Genomic DNA, 14,924 nt, shown 5'->3' on the forward strand with positions numbered 1-14,924 from the left:
ACGACCGCGCTCGCCGCCCCGGAGCCCTCCGCTACGGTTCGCGGCGCGACACGGGCGCCCCGGCTGCCCTCGCCCGAACCGATGAGCGATCCCGCGCCCCGCAACCCCGACCACGTCCAGTCGCTGACCCGCGGCCTCGCCGTGATCCGCGCCTTCGACGGCGAGCACCCCGTGCTCTCGCTGAGCGAGGTCGCCGAGCGCTGCGGCCTGACCCGGGCCGCCGCGCGACGGTTCCTGCTGACGCTCGTCGACGCCGGCTACGTCCACCAGCAGGGCCGCTCGTTCTCGCTCCGCCCGCGGGTCCTCGAGCTCGGCTTCGCCTACCTCTCCGGCCTCGACTTCCTCGACGTCGCCCGCCCCCAGCTCGAGGCGCTCTCCCACGACCTCGACGAGTCCGCGTCGATCTCGGTCCTCGACGGCCGCGAGATCGTCTACGTCGCCCGGGTCCCGACCCGGCGGATCATGAGCGTCACGATCGCGGTCGGCACCCGCTTCCCCGCCCACGCGACCTCGATGGGGCGGGTCCTGCTCGCCGCGCTGCCCGTCGACGAGCTCGAGCAGCAGCTGGCCCACGCCGAGACGCAGCCGCTGACCGAGCGCACGCTGGTCGATCTGCCGGCGGTGCGAGCGGCGATCGAGAACGCCCGCCACGACGGCTACGTGATCGTCGACCAGGAGCTGGAGGACGGCCTGCGCTCCGTCGCCGTGCCGGTGCGCGACGGCAGCGGCCTGGTCGTCGCGGCGATGAACGTCGCCACCCACGCCGCGCGGACGACGCTCGAGCAGCTCCGGACCGTGACCCTCCCGCGGCTGCGGGAGGCCGCCGACGCCGTCGGCCGCGACCTCGTCCAGGCGCACCCCGGCGGACCCGCCCGCCGCTGAAGAAGCGCGGGCATCGGGCCCGTCGGTCGCGACCGACCAACTCAGGCTCGGCCTACGGGCCCGACCCGCCGGCCTCAGTTGCCGACCGGCACTCCGAGGCTGATGAGGACGTCCCGGGCCGCCGCGGGGCGCGGCATGCCGTCGCTGGCCGCGCGCACGTCGGAGCCGTCGCGCCGGGCCCGTACGGCGCCGAGCGCGGTATCGACGAACGCGGTCGCCAGGGCGTCGTCCTGCCCCCGGCGGGGCTCGTACCAGTAAGCGACCCCGGTGCACATCGAGATCAGCCCGAGGCGGGTCATGCGCGCGTCCTCCATCGTGAAGGTCCCCTCGGCGGCACCGTCCTCGATCGCCGAGCGCCACAGCGCCTCGTACCGGTCGCGCATCGCGATCACCTCGGCGCGGGCCTCCGGGCTCAGCGCCTTCAGCTCGGTGTCGTGCAGGATCGCCTGCTCGCGCTCGTGCGCGTGGCCCAGCACGTGCAGTTGGACGAGCGACGCGAGCCGGTGCTCGGGCAGGTCGGACTCCCGGACGAGGAGCTGCGCACAGCCCAGGAGCCGGCGGTTCCCGTCGAGCATCAAGGAGCGCAAGAGCTCCTCCTTGGTGCCCATGTAGTGGTAGAGCGACGCGGTCTGGACGCCCGCGGCCTCGGCGAGCTCGCGGATCCCCGTGGCGGCGTAGCCGCGAGCGGCGAAGAGCGAGACCGCAGTCCGCCGAATGCGCTCTTCCGTTGACATCGCGGAAACCATCACTGTAGTGTAGCGCCACCGCTCCCGATCGATCGATCGGGAGGGACAAGGGAGAGGGAGAAGCGTGTCGGGAACGACGATCGCCGCCCACGGCGTGGGTGGTCTGCTGCGCCGGAAAGCGGCAGAGCAACGGGAATCACCACTGTTTCGCTTCGACGGGACGACCCGCTCGTACGGTGAGGTCGACGAGGCGACCGAGCGGCTCGCACACGTCTTTGCCGACCGATCGATCGTCAAAGGCGACCGCGTCGCGCTGATGCTCCCCAACGGATTCGGCTACCCCACGGCCTGGCTGGCGCTCGCCAAGCTGGGTGCCATCGCCGTGCCGGTGAACGTCGGCTACCGCAGCTCCGACCTGCTCCACGTCCTCAGCGACTCGGGCGCCCGGCTCGCGCTCACGACGCCCGAGCTCGCCGACCGCGTCGCCGAGGTGCTCCCCGACCTGGCGGTGGAGACCGAGGCCAGCCTCGCCGCCGACCTCGCCACCGCTCCGACCACCCCCGTGGCCGCCGCCGCGGGCGGAGACGACCTGCTCAACCTCCAGTACACATCGGGCACGACCGGCTTCCCGAAGGCGTGCATGCTCAGCCACGCCTACTGGCTGCAGCTGGCCGAGCGCGCCCGGGAGCTGAGCGACCTCGGCGCGGGCGACGTCTGCCTGACGGCCCAGCCCTTCACCTACATGGACCCGCAGTGGATCACCGTGGCGACGATCGCCGCCGGCGGCGCGCTCGAGATCCTGCCCCGCTTCTCCGCGTCCAGCTTCTGGACCTCCGTGCGGGAGAGCGGCGCGACCTTCACCTACGTGATCGGCACGATGCCGCTGCTCCTGCTGCGCCAGCCCGAGGACCCGATCGACCGCGACCACCGCCTCAAGCTCGTGTCGTGCTCGGGGATCGTGCCGGAGCTGCACGCCGAGTTCGAGCGGCGCTGGGGCGTGCCGTGGCGCGAGGCGTACGGGATGACCGAGACCGGCGTCGACCTCGTGGTGCCCCTCGACGAGACCGGCAGCGTCGGCTCCGGCTCGATCGGCCGTCCCGTGCCGGGCAAGGAGGCCCGCGTCGTGGGCGAGGACGGCCGGCCGCTGCCCGACGGCGAGCAGGGGGAGCTGGTGGTCCGCGGCGGTGTGACGATGCAGGGCTACTGGAACCGGCCGGAGGAGACGGCCCGCACCCTGCGGGACGGCTGGCTGCACACCGGGGACCTCGCTGTCCGCGACGAGACCGGCGCCTTCCGCCTCGTCGGCCGCCTCAAGGACATGGTGCGCCGGGGCGGCGAGAACGTCGCGGCCCAGGAGGTCGAAGCCGTGCTCGCCACCCACCCCGACGTTGCCACCGTCGCCGTCATCGGCGTGCCGGACGACCTGCGCGGCGAGGAGGTCAAGGCCGTGGTCCAGCCCCGCGAGAGCCTCGGCGTCGACGACCTCGACCTCGCGGCGCTCCACGCGTTCGCCGCCGAGCGGCTGGCGGGCTTCAAGGTCCCCCGCTTCTGGGTCGCCGCCGCGGACCTGCCCCGGACGCCCTCCGAGCGCGTCGCCAAGCACCGACTCAGCGCGGACCGCGACGGCTGCTGGGACGCGGCCGCGGAGGCGAACCGATGATCGTCGACGCACGAGTGCGGCTCCCGCAGGCCCTGCGGCCCCCGCTCGACGCCGACGCCCGCGCGCTGCTCGCCGACTACGGCGCCGTCTTCGACACGGACATCCAGCGCGACGCGGCCGCGCTCCTGGCCGACATGGACGGCGCCGGGATCGACCACGCGATCGTTCACGCCGAGTACGAGACCGGCGACCACGCGGACGCGCTCAACGAGGCGGTGGCTGCGCTGGTGGCGGCCCACCCCACGCGCTTCTCCGGCTTCGGCACGGTGACGCTCGCGCCGCTTCGCCCGTCCCGGACGCTCGCGCAGCTGCGCCGAATCCAGGCGCTGGGCCTGCGTGGGGTCAGCGTCCAGCCCGCGTTCTTCGACCTGGCGATCGACGACCGCCGGCTCTACCCGGTCTATGCCGCGGCCGAGGAGGCGGGGCTGATCGTCGGCCTCCATACCGGCGTCAACTACTCGCGCCGCCACCCCATCCGCGGTGAGCGCCCAGAGCTGCTGGACCAGGTGGCGTGCGACTTCCCCGACCTGACGCTCGTCGCCTGCCACGCCGGCTGGCCGTGGGCGACGGAGATGGCGGCGGTCGCCCGACGCCACCCCACCGTGCTGCTGGACTTCGGCGGCCTGGCCCCGAAGTACCTCGCCCAGCCGGGCACCGGCTGGGAGGTGCTCCTGCACCACGTGACCAAGCTGCTCGCCGGGCAGGCCCTCTTCGCGACCGACTGGCCGGTCTTCCCGATGGCCCGCGCGCTCGAGGAGTGGCGGGGCATGGACCTGCCCGACCCGGTCGCCGCCGCGCTCCTCGGCGGCAACGCCGCCCGGCTGCTCGGCCTGTCGATTCCCCCCACCACGCCGATCGAGGCCGCCCGATGAGCAGCGTCCGGTACGTCCTCCACCCCGACGGCGTCGGGGAGATCACGCTCGACCGCCCCGGGCGCCACAACGCCGTCAACGCCGCGCTGGTCGCGGAGCTGCACGCCGCGCTCGTGGCCGCCGGCCGCGACGGCGCGACCGCCCTGCTGCTCGCGGGCGCGGGCGCGTCGTTCTGCTCCGGCCACGACCTGCAGGAGCCGCCGCCCGCGACGAGCGAGGACCTGCGCAGCGGGGTCGAGCGGCTGCAGGACGTCAGCCGGATGCTGCGGTCGACCGTCCCCAGCGTCGCCGCCGTCCACGGCTTCGCGATCGGCGCGGGCTGCGAGCTCGCGCTCTCCTGCGACTTCGTCCTGGCCGCCGACGACGCCAGCTTCCGGCTGCCGGAGGTGCCGCTCGGCCTGGCCATCGGCGGCGGCTCGTCCGCCGCGCTGGTGCACACGGTCGGCCCGCTGCGGGCGCGGGAGCTGGTGCTGCTCGGCGAGCGCTTCGACGCCGCGCGGGCCCACGAGCTGGGGCTCGTCAACCGGCTCGCGCCCCCGGACGCGCTGCACGCCACGGCCCGCGCGCTGGCGGCCGAGCTGGCCGGCCAGCCGCCCCGGGCGCTCGCCGCGGCCAAGGCCGTGCTCCAGGCCGTCGTCGACGAGGCGATGGAAGCCGCGTACGCGTCGGAGACCGACGCGATGGTCGCCGCCGTCGGCTCGGCCGAGGCGGCCCGCGCCGCCGCCGCGTTCCGGGAGCAGCGATGAGCGCCATCGAGCTGCGGGGCCTGACCAAGCGCTACGGCGACCAGACCGCCCTCGACGGCGTCGACCTGGAGGTCGCGGACGGCGAGCTGGTGGCCATCCTCGGCCCGAGCGGCGCCGGCAAGACGACCGCCCTGACGCTGGTCGCCGGCTTCGAGGAGGCCACCTCGGGAGCGGTGGTGATCGGCGGCGAGGACGTCACTCGGCTGCCCGCGCACAAGCGCGACATCGGCATCGTCTTCCAGAGCTACGCGCTGTTCCCCCACCTCTCGGTGGGCGACAACGTCGCCTTTCCGCTGCGAACCCGCGGCGTTCCCCGGGCCGAGCGGCGCGTGCGCGTCGCCCGGGCGCTGGAGACGGTCGGGTTGCCCGGCATCGAGGCGCGCGCCCCCGGCACGCTGTCCGGCGGCCAGCAGCAGCGCGTGGCCCTCGCCCGCGCGCTCGTCTTCGAGCCCCGCATCCTGCTGCTCGACGAGCCGCTCGCGGCCCTCGACCGGCGACTGCGCGACCAGATGCAGGTCGAGCTGCGCGCCCTCCACCGCGAGCTCGGGGTGACGATGCTGCTCGTCACCCACGACCAGGAGGAGGCGCTCACGCTCTCCGACCGCCTGGTCGTGCTCCGCGACGGCGCGATCGCCCAGGACGGGCCGCCGGCCGAGGTCTACCGCCGTCCGGCCAGCCGCTTCGTCGCCGAGTTCCTCGGGGCGAGCAACGTGCTGCGGCGCGACGGCGGCCTGCTGCTGGTGCGGCCGGAGGACGTCCGCCTGGACGCCGCGGGGCCTGCGAGCGGCAGCGGCGTCTCCGCCCGGCTGGAGGACGTCGTCTTCCTCGGCTCGCGGGTGGTCTGCCACCTGCGGCTGGACGACGGCGCCGTCCTGCTGGCCGAACGGCCGGCCGCCGAGCCGCCGCCGGCGGTCGGCGACCACGTGATCGCGAGCTGGGACCCGGCCCGCGCGACTTTCCTGCAGGACAACGACAAGGGAACGAGATGATGCTGAGACGATGGGGTGCGGCCGCGGCCGCGACGACGGTGCTCGTCGGGACGCTAGGCGCCTGCGGCAGCGACGACAAGAAACGCGACGGGGGGACGACCGGCGCGAGGTCCGGCGTCGAGTTGCGCGTGCTCGAAGCAGGCGGCGCGTCCGGCGTCGCCATGCAGAAGGCCTACATCGCGCCGTTCGAGCGCAAGACCGGCAACGCCGTGACGCGCGAGAGCCCATCGGAGATGGGCAAGCTGCAGGCGCAGGTCAAGACGGGGAACGTCACCGACTCGATCGTCGAGCTCGACTCGATCCAGGCGGTCGCCGCCGGGGCGCTGGGCCTGACCGAGCCGATCGACTACGCCGCCGTCAAGCCGGCGCGGATCGATCCGGGCGCCAAGCAGGAGAACGCCCTCTGCTACCAGTACTACTCGACGATCCCAGCCTGGAAGCAGGGCACGACCCCGCTCTCCGGCGTCAAGGACTTCTTCGACACCGAGCGCTTTCCGGGCAAGCGGGCGATGCCCGACTACCCGACCTTCGCGCTGCCGCTCGCCGCCGTCGCCGACGGCGTCCCGCTCGACCGGGTGTTCCCGCTCGACGTCGACCGCGCGTTCAAGGCGCTCGACCGCATCAAGGGCAACGTCAACGTCTGGTGGACGTCCGGCGCGCAGCCGGCGCAGCTGCTGCGCGACGGCGAGGTCCAGTACGCCCTGGGCTGGTCGGGGCGGCTGGCCGACCAGGAGGGCGTAGCGCACGTCTACGACGGCGGGCTGCTCGACCTCGGCTGCCTCGTCGTCCCCAAGGGCGCGCCCCACGTCGCGCAGGCCAACGCGCTGCTGCACCAGTACTCGCTGCCCGCCAACCAGGCCGCGCTGGCCGAGCTGATCCCCTACTCGGGCCCGGCCGTCGGCATGGAGAAGCTCGTCCCCGCCGACCGCGCGAAGCTGCTGCCGACCGGTGCGGGAAACCGCGACGTCCAGTTCCTCCAGGACCCGCAGTGGTGGGCGGCCAACTACGAGAAGGTCCTCAAGCGCTGGGAAGCATGGAAGCTCAGCCGCTAGCCGGTCGCCGCGCCGTCCCCCGCCCGCGCATCGCGCGGGGGGCGGCGTTCCTGGCGCCGCTGACCCTTCTGATCGTCGTCGCGTTCGACCTGCCGCTGCTGCTCCTGCTCGGGCAGAGCGTCTTCGACCCGTCGGCCACGACGACCAACTTCCGCGAGGTCGTCGAGACCGAGGCGTACGTGCGGATCCTCGGATCCACGCTGCGCGTGGCCGCGATCACGACGGTGGCGTGCCTCGCCCTCGGCTACCCGCTCGCCCTCTGGCTCGCGCGGATGCGGCCGAGCCGCCGCCGGTTCGCCATCGCCCTGCTGATCCTGCCCTTCTGGGTCAGCGTCCTGGTCCGCGCCTACGCCTGGCTGGTGCTGCTCGGCAACAACGGGGCGATCAACCGCGGGCTGATCGAGCTGGGACTCGTCGGCAGCCCGGTGCAGTTCCTCTACGACAGCGCCGGCGTCACGCTCGGCACCGTCTCGATCCTGCTGCCGTTCCTCGTCCTCCCGCTGTACGCGAGCATCACCCGCGTCGACACGCGGCTGCTCGGCGCCGCGGCCTCGCTCGGCGCCGGCCCGACGACCGTCCTGCGCCGGGTGCTCGTGCCCCTCACCTGGCCGGCCGCGCTCGCCGGGTCGGTGCTCGTCTTCGTGCTGACCCTCGGCTTCTTCGTCACCCCGGCGGTGCTCGGCGGCGGCAAGGTCCCGCTGCTCGCGACGCTGCTCGACACCCTCGTCAACGACATCGGCAACTGGGGGCTCGCCGCCGCCCTGTCGGTGCTGCTCCTCGCCGCGACCGCTCTGGCCTTCGCCGTCGTCACCCGCGTCGCCGGGCGCGGCGCCCTCCTCGGGGCGATGGGCGGCGGCGCCAGCCCCGACGCCTCCGCGTTGCACCGCGCGCCGGTCACGCCGGTCACGCGGACCGGACGCTCGGTTCTGGCGACCGTCGCGTGCGTGACCCTCGCCCTGCTCGTCGCGCCCGTGCTGGTCGTCGTGCCGATGTCCTTCTCGAGCGCGTCGACGCTCGCGTTCCCTCCGCCCGGGCTCTCGCTGCGGTGGTACGACGCGCTCTTCTCCGACGCGGTCTGGTTGGCGGCCGCGCGTTCCTCCGCCCTGCTCGCCCTGGCGGCCAGCGCGATCGCGCTGGTGCTCGGGGCGGCGGCCGCCTACGGGCTGGCGCGCAAGCAACCCGCCCGCGGCGGCGGGCTGCTGCTCGCCCACTTCGTCGCCCCGGTCGCGACGCCGACGATCATCACGGCCGTCGCCCTCTACGTGACCGGCGCGAGGACCGGTCTGCTCGGCACCTGGCCGGGCCTGCTGCTCGCCCACACGGTGCTCGTCGCCCCGTTCGTCGTGGTCGTGCTGGCGCCGGCCTTCCGGTCCGTCGACCCGCAGCTCGAACGCGCGGCGTGGAGCCTCGGGGCCCGCCCGATGCTGGCGCTGTGGCGCGTCGTGCTGCCGCCGCTCGTGCCGAGCCTGCTGTCGGCCTGGCTGTTCGCCTTCCTCGTCAGCTTCGACGAGCTCGTCGTCACGTACTTCATCGCCGGGACCCACGAGACGCTGCCCAAGCGGATGTTCAACGAGCTGGCCGTGGAGATCACGCCGATGGTGACGGCGGTCTCGACGCTGCTCGTCGGGCTCACCGTCGCCGCCCTCGCCCTCACCCTGATCGTCGGCCGTCGTGCCGGCGCCGTCTCACCCACCACCGACTAGGAGAAGCTCCCATGCGCATCATCCGAATCGTCGCCGGCCTGTTGGCCTGCGCGATCGTCTCCGGCCTCGCGGCCCAGGCCGCGACGGCCGACCCCGTCACCGTCGCGCAGTACGTGACGATGCGCGACGGCGTCCGCATCGCCATCGACCTCTCGCTCCCCGCCGGCCTGCCCGCCGACAAGCGGATCGGCGCCGTCGTCACGGCCACCCGCTACCAGCGGGCGAAGGTCGACGCCAAGCCGTCCAGCGCCGCGCGCTACTGGACCGACGCCGGGTACGCCTTCGTCAACGTCGACGCCCGCGGTACCGGCGCGTCCTTCGGCTCCCGGACCGGTGAGTGGTCGTCGGCGGAGATCCGCGACTACGACCAGCTGCTCGACTGGATCGCCACGCAGCCGTGGTCCAACGGCCGGGCCGGCGCCTACGGGACCTCCTACGGCGGCAACACCGCCGAGCTGATGGCCTCGACCGGCAACCCCCACATCCGCGCCGTCGCGCCGCTCTTCCCCGACTACGACGTGTACGAGGATCTGGCGTTCCCCGGCGGCCTCCCCAACCGCTTCATGCTCACGAACTGGCTCGCGCTGACCCGGGCTCTCGACGGCATCGACGGCGCGGTCTGCGAGGCGGCCAAGGTCATGGGCGAGGACTGCACCGCGTTCGCCCAGCAGGTCGCCCGCCCGAAGCCGGTCGACGGCCCCGACGGCCCGGCGCTGCTCGCCGCCGCCGTCCGGGAGCACCAGCGCAGCGTCGACCTGCGGTCCACGGTCGCGAAGATGGGCTTCAAGGACCGCAGGACGAGTTGGTCCTGGGCCACGGGCTCGCCGTACGCGCACCGCAAGGCCACCGAGCGGGCCGGAGTCCCGATGCTCACCGCCGCCAGCTGGCTGGACGCGGGCACCGCCAACGGCTCGCTGTCCCGCCTGCTCACGCTGAAGGTGCCGCAGGAGGCCTACATCGGTGCCTGGAGCCACGGCGCCGGGTTCACGGCCGACCCGTTCCGTCCGGCCGACGAGGCCGGCACGCTCGAGGTCGACGGCCTGATGCTGCGAATGCGCGACTTCTTCGATCGTCACGTCCAGCGCGGCGAGCGGGCGGTGCCCGGCCGCGTCCTGCGCTACGCGACGCTCGGCGAGAAGGCGTTCCGCACCACGCGCACGTGGCCGCTGCGCGGCACCGAGACGGCGCGCTGGTACCTGGACGCCGGCAACGGGCTCGCCCGGCACCGGCCGACGGACCGTCGCGCGACCGACCGCTACCGGCTCGACCCGAGCACCCGGAGCGGCACCACCGGCCGCTGGGAGACCCAGCTCGGGGGCGACGACGTCGTCTACGCCGACCGCCGCGGTGAGGACCGCAAGCTGCTCACCTACACCAGCCCGCCGATGGTCCGGGACACGCGCGTCGCGGGGCTCGCGAAGCTGACGCTCCGCCTGGCGAGCACCCGGAAGGACGGTGGGCTGTTCGCGTACCTCGAGGACGTCGGGCCGGACGGGCGGGTCACCTACCTGACCGAGGGCCAGCTGCGGCTGGCCGACCGCCGGGTGGCCCGTCGCGACGCCCCGCACCGCGTCTTGCGCACGCCGCGCACCTACGCCCGGCGAGACGCGAGGGCGATGGTGCCCGGCCGCGTCGAGACGATCCGCATGGACCTCCTGCCGACGGCGGCCCGGATCCGGGCTGGCCACCGGATCCGGATCGCGATCGCCGGCGCCGACGCCGACCACTTCGCGACGCTGCCGGCCGACGGCAAGGCGACGTACACCGTTCACCGCAACGCCGAGCGGCCGTCGTACGTCGAGCTGCCGGTCGCCCCGACGCGGTAGGCCGACCGGGAGCGCGCCGCCCGCGGGGATCGGGTCGGTCCCGGCCCCCGGGGCGGCCGGTCGCGGGCGAGGCGCGCCGACCGCCGCGGCGCCCGGGCGGCTCAGGACCCGGTCAGCAGGACCGAGGCGAGCAGTTGCCCGTCGGGCCCGTCAGCCAGCGACGGGCGCCGTCGCGGAGCCTCCAAGCCCGGAGCGCCGCAAGCGGCCCGGCCCCTCACCGAGCGGGGCCGCCGACGGCCCAGGCCGCCTCGATCATCCGGAAGACCTCGTCGACCGCGGCCTCCGGATCGGCGTCTTCCCGTGCCAGCTGGAAGGCGTCGATCGTGAACCGCGCGACCGCCCGGCAGGCCGTCGACGGCTCCGCCAGGCCGAGATCGCTGGCGATCGCCGTGGCCAGCGACTCGGCGTGCCGCAGCCGCATCGACTTCTCGTACTCCCGCAGCCCGGGCGAGTCGTCGATCATGCGCCAGAGCGGGCGGGCGCTGCCCGCCATGCACTGCCGCAGCTGAGCCTGGATCTCGCGGCGCAGCGCGTCGACAAGCGGCTCCTGCGGCGAGCGGCCGGTGACCGCCTCGGAGAGCTGACGCTCGAAGTCCTGGTCGTGACCGAAGACCAGCGCCTCCTTCGAGGCGAAGTGGGCGAAGAGCGTGGTCACGGCCACGTCGGCCTCGGCGGCCACCTCACGGATCCCGACCGCGTCGTACCCGCGCTCGAGAAAGAGCCGCCGGGCGGTGTCGGCGATCTTCTGGCGGGTCGCGGCCTTCTTGCGCTCGCGGCGCCCGATCGGCTCGATCACCACCAGGACACTAGCAAGTACGAAAGCGTATTCGTTCCGTAATCATAACCGTTAGTGCTACGGTGGGACCATGAGAACCGTGAGCTTTGCCGAATTCGGCGGTCCGGAGGTGCTGGAGCTCGTCGACATCGCCGAGCCGCACGCGGGCCCCGGTCAGGTCCGGATCGCCGTGCGGGCGGCGGGCGTGAACCCCGTCGACTGGAGGATCCGCGAGGGCCAGTTCCAGGAGGTCCGCCCGATCGCGCTGCCCGCCGGAGTTGGGCTCGACGCCGCCGGGGTGGTCGACGAGGTCGGCGAGGGCGTCGCAGGCGTCGAGGTCGGCGATCACGTGTTCGGCGAGGGCTCGAGCACCTACGCCGAGCTCGCCGTGCTGTCGGCCTGGGCACGCATGCCCGAGGGCCTGACGTTCGAAGAGGCGGCCGGGTACCCCTCCGTGGTGGAGACCGCGCTTCGCATCATCCACCAGGTCGGCGTACAGCCCGGACAGACGCTGCTGGTCAGCGGCGCGTCCGGGGGAGTCGGATCGGCGGTGCTGCAGATCGCCCGCGACCGCGGCATCGCGGCGATCGGCACTGCCGGGGCCGCGAACCAGGAATACCTGCGGAGCCTGGGTGCCCTCGCCACGACCTACGGCGACGGCTGGGTCGAGCGAGTGCGGCAGCTCGGCCGGGTTGACGCCGCGCTCGATCTGGCCGGCTCGGGCGTGATCCGCGAGCTCGTCGCGCTGACCGGCGATCCGCGGAAGGTGATCTCGATCGCCGATCTCACCGCGCCGGAGCTCGGCGTCCGCTTCTCCGGCGTCGCCGGGAGCGTGCCGCACGCGCTCGCCGAAGCCACCGACCTCATCTCGCGGGGAGCGCTCCGGATCCCGATTGAGCGGTCGTACGCGCTCGCCGAGGCCGGAGCGGCGCACGCAGACAGCCACGCCGGCCACACACGCGGGCGGCGGGTCCTGGTCGTCTGAGCTCCCGAGCCCGCCTTCGCCGTCTCAGCGTTGGGCGCCCCGGGGACCGGCCCGCGCGACGGCGCTATCGCGGACGGGTCCGCTCGAGCTTCGTCCAACCGCGCCAGCCGCGCTCCTCGAGCAGCTCCAGGAGGGGGGCCGCGATCGGAGAGGAGTCGAGAAAGACCCAGTCGAGCAACGCGACGAGCTCCTCGCTCATCGGACCCTCGGCGTAGGCCTCCCACTCCGCCTCACCGAACGCCTCGATGGAGGCCACCAGACGGTCGGCCAGCGCCGGCAGCCGCGGATCGTCGCACTCCCACTCGTACGCCGCCGTGCCGATGTCGCGATAGAGCTCGCGGAGCGTCGGATCATCGAGCTGCTCCCGCTTGGAGGCCATGTACAGCGGCATGCTCGTGGGCAACTGAGCCGCGACCAGGATCCAGGCGTCGCGCTCGCCGGCGACCATCCCCTCCGGAAAGCCGAGCTCGCGCATCCGGTCGAGGTAGGCAACCGCCTCGGGGGGCAGCGCGAGGCTGTCGCCGGCCACCAACTGCGCGATCCGCTTGCGATGCTCCCGCCGCTCCCGGATCTCGGCCTGCAGGCGATGGTCGATCTGCTCGACGGCCGCGGCGAACTCGTCCGGATTGGCCGCGAGCAGCTCACGCACGCGCGACAGCGGCACGCCGGCCTCGGCGAGCGTACGGATCCGGATCAGCTCGACGACCGCCGCGGCGTCGTATCGCCGGTAGCCGGAGCCGTCGCGCTCCGGCTCGGGCAACAGGCCCTTCTGGTGGTAGAACCGAACCGCGCGGACCGTGGCGCCGGCGTACGACGCCAGCTGACCGATCAAGAGCACCCGGCCAGTCTCCTACTTCGCCGGCACCCGGAGGAACAGCCGCCGGGACCAGAGGTACCCCAGCAGCGAGATCAGCACGCACCAGCCGATCGCGAGCCAGAGGTCGGAGTCTGTCGGCGCTCCGGTGACCAAGGCCCGTACGGTGTTGATGATCGGCGTGAACGGCTGGTAGTCGGCGAACTGCCGCACGCCCCACGGCATCGCGTCCGTCGGCACGAAGCCGCTGCTGATGAACGGCAGGAGCACCAGGAACATCGGGGTATTGCTGGCGGTCTCCACGCTGTCGGCCGCCAGGCCCATGCCGACGGTGAGCCAGGTGAGAGCGAACGCCAACAGCACCAGCAGCGCGACCGCGCCGAGCCACTCCAGTAGGCCGGCGTCGGAGCGGAACCCGAGCAGGAACGCGAACGCCGTCACGACGACCAAGGAGCAGCCGGTCTTGATCACGGCGCCCAGCACGTGGCCGGTGAGCACCGACACCCGCGCGATGTTCATCGTGCGAAACCGGGCGATGATCCCGGTGGTCATGTCGGTCGCGGTCGCGATCGCGGTGCCCAGCGCCACGCTGGCGACGGTCATGATCAGGATGCCCGGCGTGATGAACACCAGATAGTCGCTGCGGTCGCCGACGCCCGCCTGACCCGGCAGACCGGCGCCCATCGTTCCGCCGAAGACGTAGACGAAGAGCAGCAGGAACAGGATCGGCTGGGCGACCAGCATGATCGACAGCGAGGGGTAGCGGCGGATGTGCAGCAGGTTGCGGCGCAGCATCGTCGCCGAGTCCCGAACGGTGTAGGTGCTCATCCGGGAACCTCCTCGGTTGCGGGCGCCGCGGTCGCATGGCCGGTGAGCGCGAGGAACACGTCGTCCAGATCGGCGCTCTCGACGGTCACCCCGACGACGCCATCGTCGAGCGTGTCGAGCACCCGACGCAGCCCGGCGACGCTGCCGTCGTTGGGTACCTGCAGCGTGAGCGCCTCGGTATCCGCGGACGCGTCCGTATACGACGCAGCAGCCGCGGTCAGCCTCGCGGCGTCGGTGAACTGCACCGACACGTGCCCGCCGGGCACCCGCCGCTTCAGCTCTGCCGCGGTGCCCTCGGCGACCAGCCGACCGCCGTCCAGGACACCGATCCGATCGGCCAGGTGATCGGCCTCGTCGAGGTACTGCGTGGTCAGCAGGACCGTCACGCCGTCAGCGACCTGTTCCCGCACGATCGCCCACAGCTCGCGGCGGCTGCGCGGGTCCAGGCCGGTGGTCGGCTCGTCGAGGAAGATCAGCCGTGGTCTCGTGATCAACGTCATCGCCAGATCCAGCCTGCGCTTCATCCCGCCCGAGTAGATCTGCGCCGGACGGTCCGCGGCGTCGACGAGGTCGAAGCGCTCCAGCATCCCGGCCACGATGCCGGCGACGGCCGCCCGGTCGAGGTGGGCAAGGTCGGCCATCAGCCGCAGGTTCTCGCGGCCCGTGAGCCGCTCGTCGATCGCCGAGAACTGCCCGGTGACACCGATCGACGCGCGCACCCGGTCCGGCGCGCGGCGCACGTCGTGGCCGGCGACGCGGATCTCACCGTCGTCGGCCATCAACAGGGTCGCGAGGATGTTGACGATCGTCGTCTTGCCAGCGCCGTTGGGGCCCAGGAGGGCGTAGACCGTGCCCTCCGCGACGGTGAGATCCACGCCCGAGATCACCTCGTGATCACCGTAGGACTTCCGTAGCCCGGTCACCTCGATCGCGTCATTTCTGTGATTCATGCCGCGACGATAGGACCCTGACGCAACGTCAAGGTCAAGGCGGATTCTCCGCGTAGGTACGAGGGACGTTGCCCCAACCAACGGGGCCTGATCCCGAGGGAATCCGGCATATCGGTGGACGTTCGCCGAGAGAGCCGCGGGCTCAGCATGGACGCG

At 73.2% G+C, this 14,924-nt stretch carries 14 protein-coding genes; 9 read left to right on the forward strand and 5 right to left on the reverse strand.

The window, feature by feature from the left end; translation table 11 throughout:
* Positions 1-81 precede the first annotated feature (81 nt).
* Positions 82-882 carry an IclR family transcriptional regulator domain-containing protein gene (locus ACVUH9_RS03255; protein WP_475753895.1) on the forward strand — a complete coding sequence of 267 codons (801 nt, stop codon included), beginning with the start codon at positions 82-84 and terminating at the stop codon, positions 880-882.
* 74 nt (positions 883-956) lie between these two features.
* On the opposite strand, the gene ACVUH9_RS03260 is transcribed toward ACVUH9_RS03255, so the two are convergent.
* Positions 957-1,616, reverse strand: coding sequence for a TetR/AcrR family transcriptional regulator (locus ACVUH9_RS03260; protein WP_475753897.1), 660 nt, complete (start codon positions 1,614-1,616; stop codon positions 957-959).
* 106 nt (positions 1,617-1,722) lie between these two features.
* On the opposite strand from ACVUH9_RS03260, the gene ACVUH9_RS03265 reads away from it, so the two are divergent.
* From ACVUH9_RS03265 to ACVUH9_RS03295, 7 genes are read left to right on the forward strand one after another with little or no spacing between them, the layout of a single operon-like run.
* On the forward strand, positions 1,723-3,228 hold the full coding sequence (locus ACVUH9_RS03265; protein WP_475753989.1) for an AMP-binding protein: 1,506 nt from the start codon (positions 1,723-1,725) through the stop codon (positions 3,226-3,228).
* Positions 3,225-4,100 (forward strand): amidohydrolase family protein, encoded by an 876-nt coding sequence (locus ACVUH9_RS03270; protein WP_475753899.1) that lies wholly within the window; start codon positions 3,225-3,227, stop codon positions 4,098-4,100. The genes ACVUH9_RS03265 and ACVUH9_RS03270 overlap by 4 nt, the downstream gene beginning before the upstream one ends.
* Positions 4,097-4,846 carry an enoyl-CoA hydratase/isomerase family protein gene (locus ACVUH9_RS03275; RefSeq protein ID WP_475753901.1) on the forward strand — a complete coding sequence of 250 codons (750 nt, stop codon included), beginning with the start codon at positions 4,097-4,099 and terminating at the stop codon, positions 4,844-4,846. The genes ACVUH9_RS03270 and ACVUH9_RS03275 overlap by 4 nt, the downstream gene beginning before the upstream one ends.
* A complete protein-coding gene (locus tag ACVUH9_RS03280) occupies positions 4,843-5,835 on the forward strand; it encodes an ABC transporter ATP-binding protein (RefSeq protein ID WP_475753903.1) in 993 nt (330 codons plus the stop codon). Before ACVUH9_RS03275 ends, ACVUH9_RS03280 begins: the two co-directional genes overlap by 4 nt.
* Positions 5,832-6,887 carry an extracellular solute-binding protein gene (locus tag ACVUH9_RS03285; protein ID WP_475753905.1) on the forward strand — a complete coding sequence of 352 codons (1,056 nt, stop codon included), beginning with the start codon at positions 5,832-5,834 and terminating at the stop codon, positions 6,885-6,887. Before ACVUH9_RS03280 ends, ACVUH9_RS03285 begins: the two co-directional genes overlap by 4 nt.
* Positions 6,869-8,590, forward strand: coding sequence for an ABC transporter permease subunit (locus tag ACVUH9_RS03290; protein WP_475753907.1), 1,722 nt, complete (start codon positions 6,869-6,871; stop codon positions 8,588-8,590). The genes ACVUH9_RS03285 and ACVUH9_RS03290 overlap by 19 nt, the downstream gene beginning before the upstream one ends.
* 11 nt (positions 8,591-8,601) lie before the next feature.
* Positions 8,602-10,416, forward strand: a complete 1,815-nt coding sequence (locus ACVUH9_RS03295; RefSeq protein ID WP_475753909.1) for a CocE/NonD family hydrolase — start codon at positions 8,602-8,604, stop codon at positions 10,414-10,416.
* Between the two features lie 214 nt (positions 10,417-10,630).
* Here ACVUH9_RS03295 and ACVUH9_RS03300 read toward each other — a convergent pair whose 3' ends face one another.
* Positions 10,631-11,212 carry a TetR/AcrR family transcriptional regulator gene (locus tag ACVUH9_RS03300; RefSeq protein ID WP_475753911.1) on the reverse strand — a complete coding sequence of 194 codons (582 nt, stop codon included), beginning with the start codon at positions 11,210-11,212 and terminating at the stop codon, positions 10,631-10,633.
* Positions 11,213-11,282: 70 nt separating this feature from the next.
* Here ACVUH9_RS03300 and ACVUH9_RS03305 point away from each other — a divergent pair, with 70 nt between their 5' ends.
* Entirely contained in the window at positions 11,283-12,176 is an 894-nt protein-coding gene (locus ACVUH9_RS03305) for an NADP-dependent oxidoreductase (RefSeq protein WP_475753913.1), read from the forward strand.
* 64 nt (positions 12,177-12,240) lie between these two features.
* On the opposite strand, the gene ACVUH9_RS03310 is transcribed toward ACVUH9_RS03305, so the two are convergent.
* Genes ACVUH9_RS03310 through ACVUH9_RS03320 form a run of 3 tightly spaced genes read right to left on the reverse strand, consistent with a single transcriptional unit; the run spans position 12,241 to position 14,768 of the window.
* Complete coding sequence (locus tag ACVUH9_RS03310) at positions 12,241-13,014, reverse strand: MerR family transcriptional regulator (RefSeq protein ID WP_475753915.1); 774 nt, start codon at positions 13,012-13,014, stop codon at positions 12,241-12,243.
* A 12-nt stretch (positions 13,015-13,026) separates the two neighbouring features.
* Positions 13,027-13,818, reverse strand: a complete 792-nt coding sequence (locus tag ACVUH9_RS03315; protein ID WP_475753917.1) for an ABC transporter permease — start codon at positions 13,816-13,818, stop codon at positions 13,027-13,029.
* Positions 13,815-14,768 (reverse strand): ABC transporter ATP-binding protein, encoded by a 954-nt coding sequence (locus ACVUH9_RS03320; protein ID WP_475753991.1) that lies wholly within the window; start codon positions 14,766-14,768, stop codon positions 13,815-13,817. Before ACVUH9_RS03320 ends, ACVUH9_RS03315 begins: the two co-directional genes overlap by 4 nt.
* Positions 14,769-14,924: the final 156 nt, after the last annotated feature.

Source organism: Patulibacter ginsengiterrae (assembly GCF_056269115.1).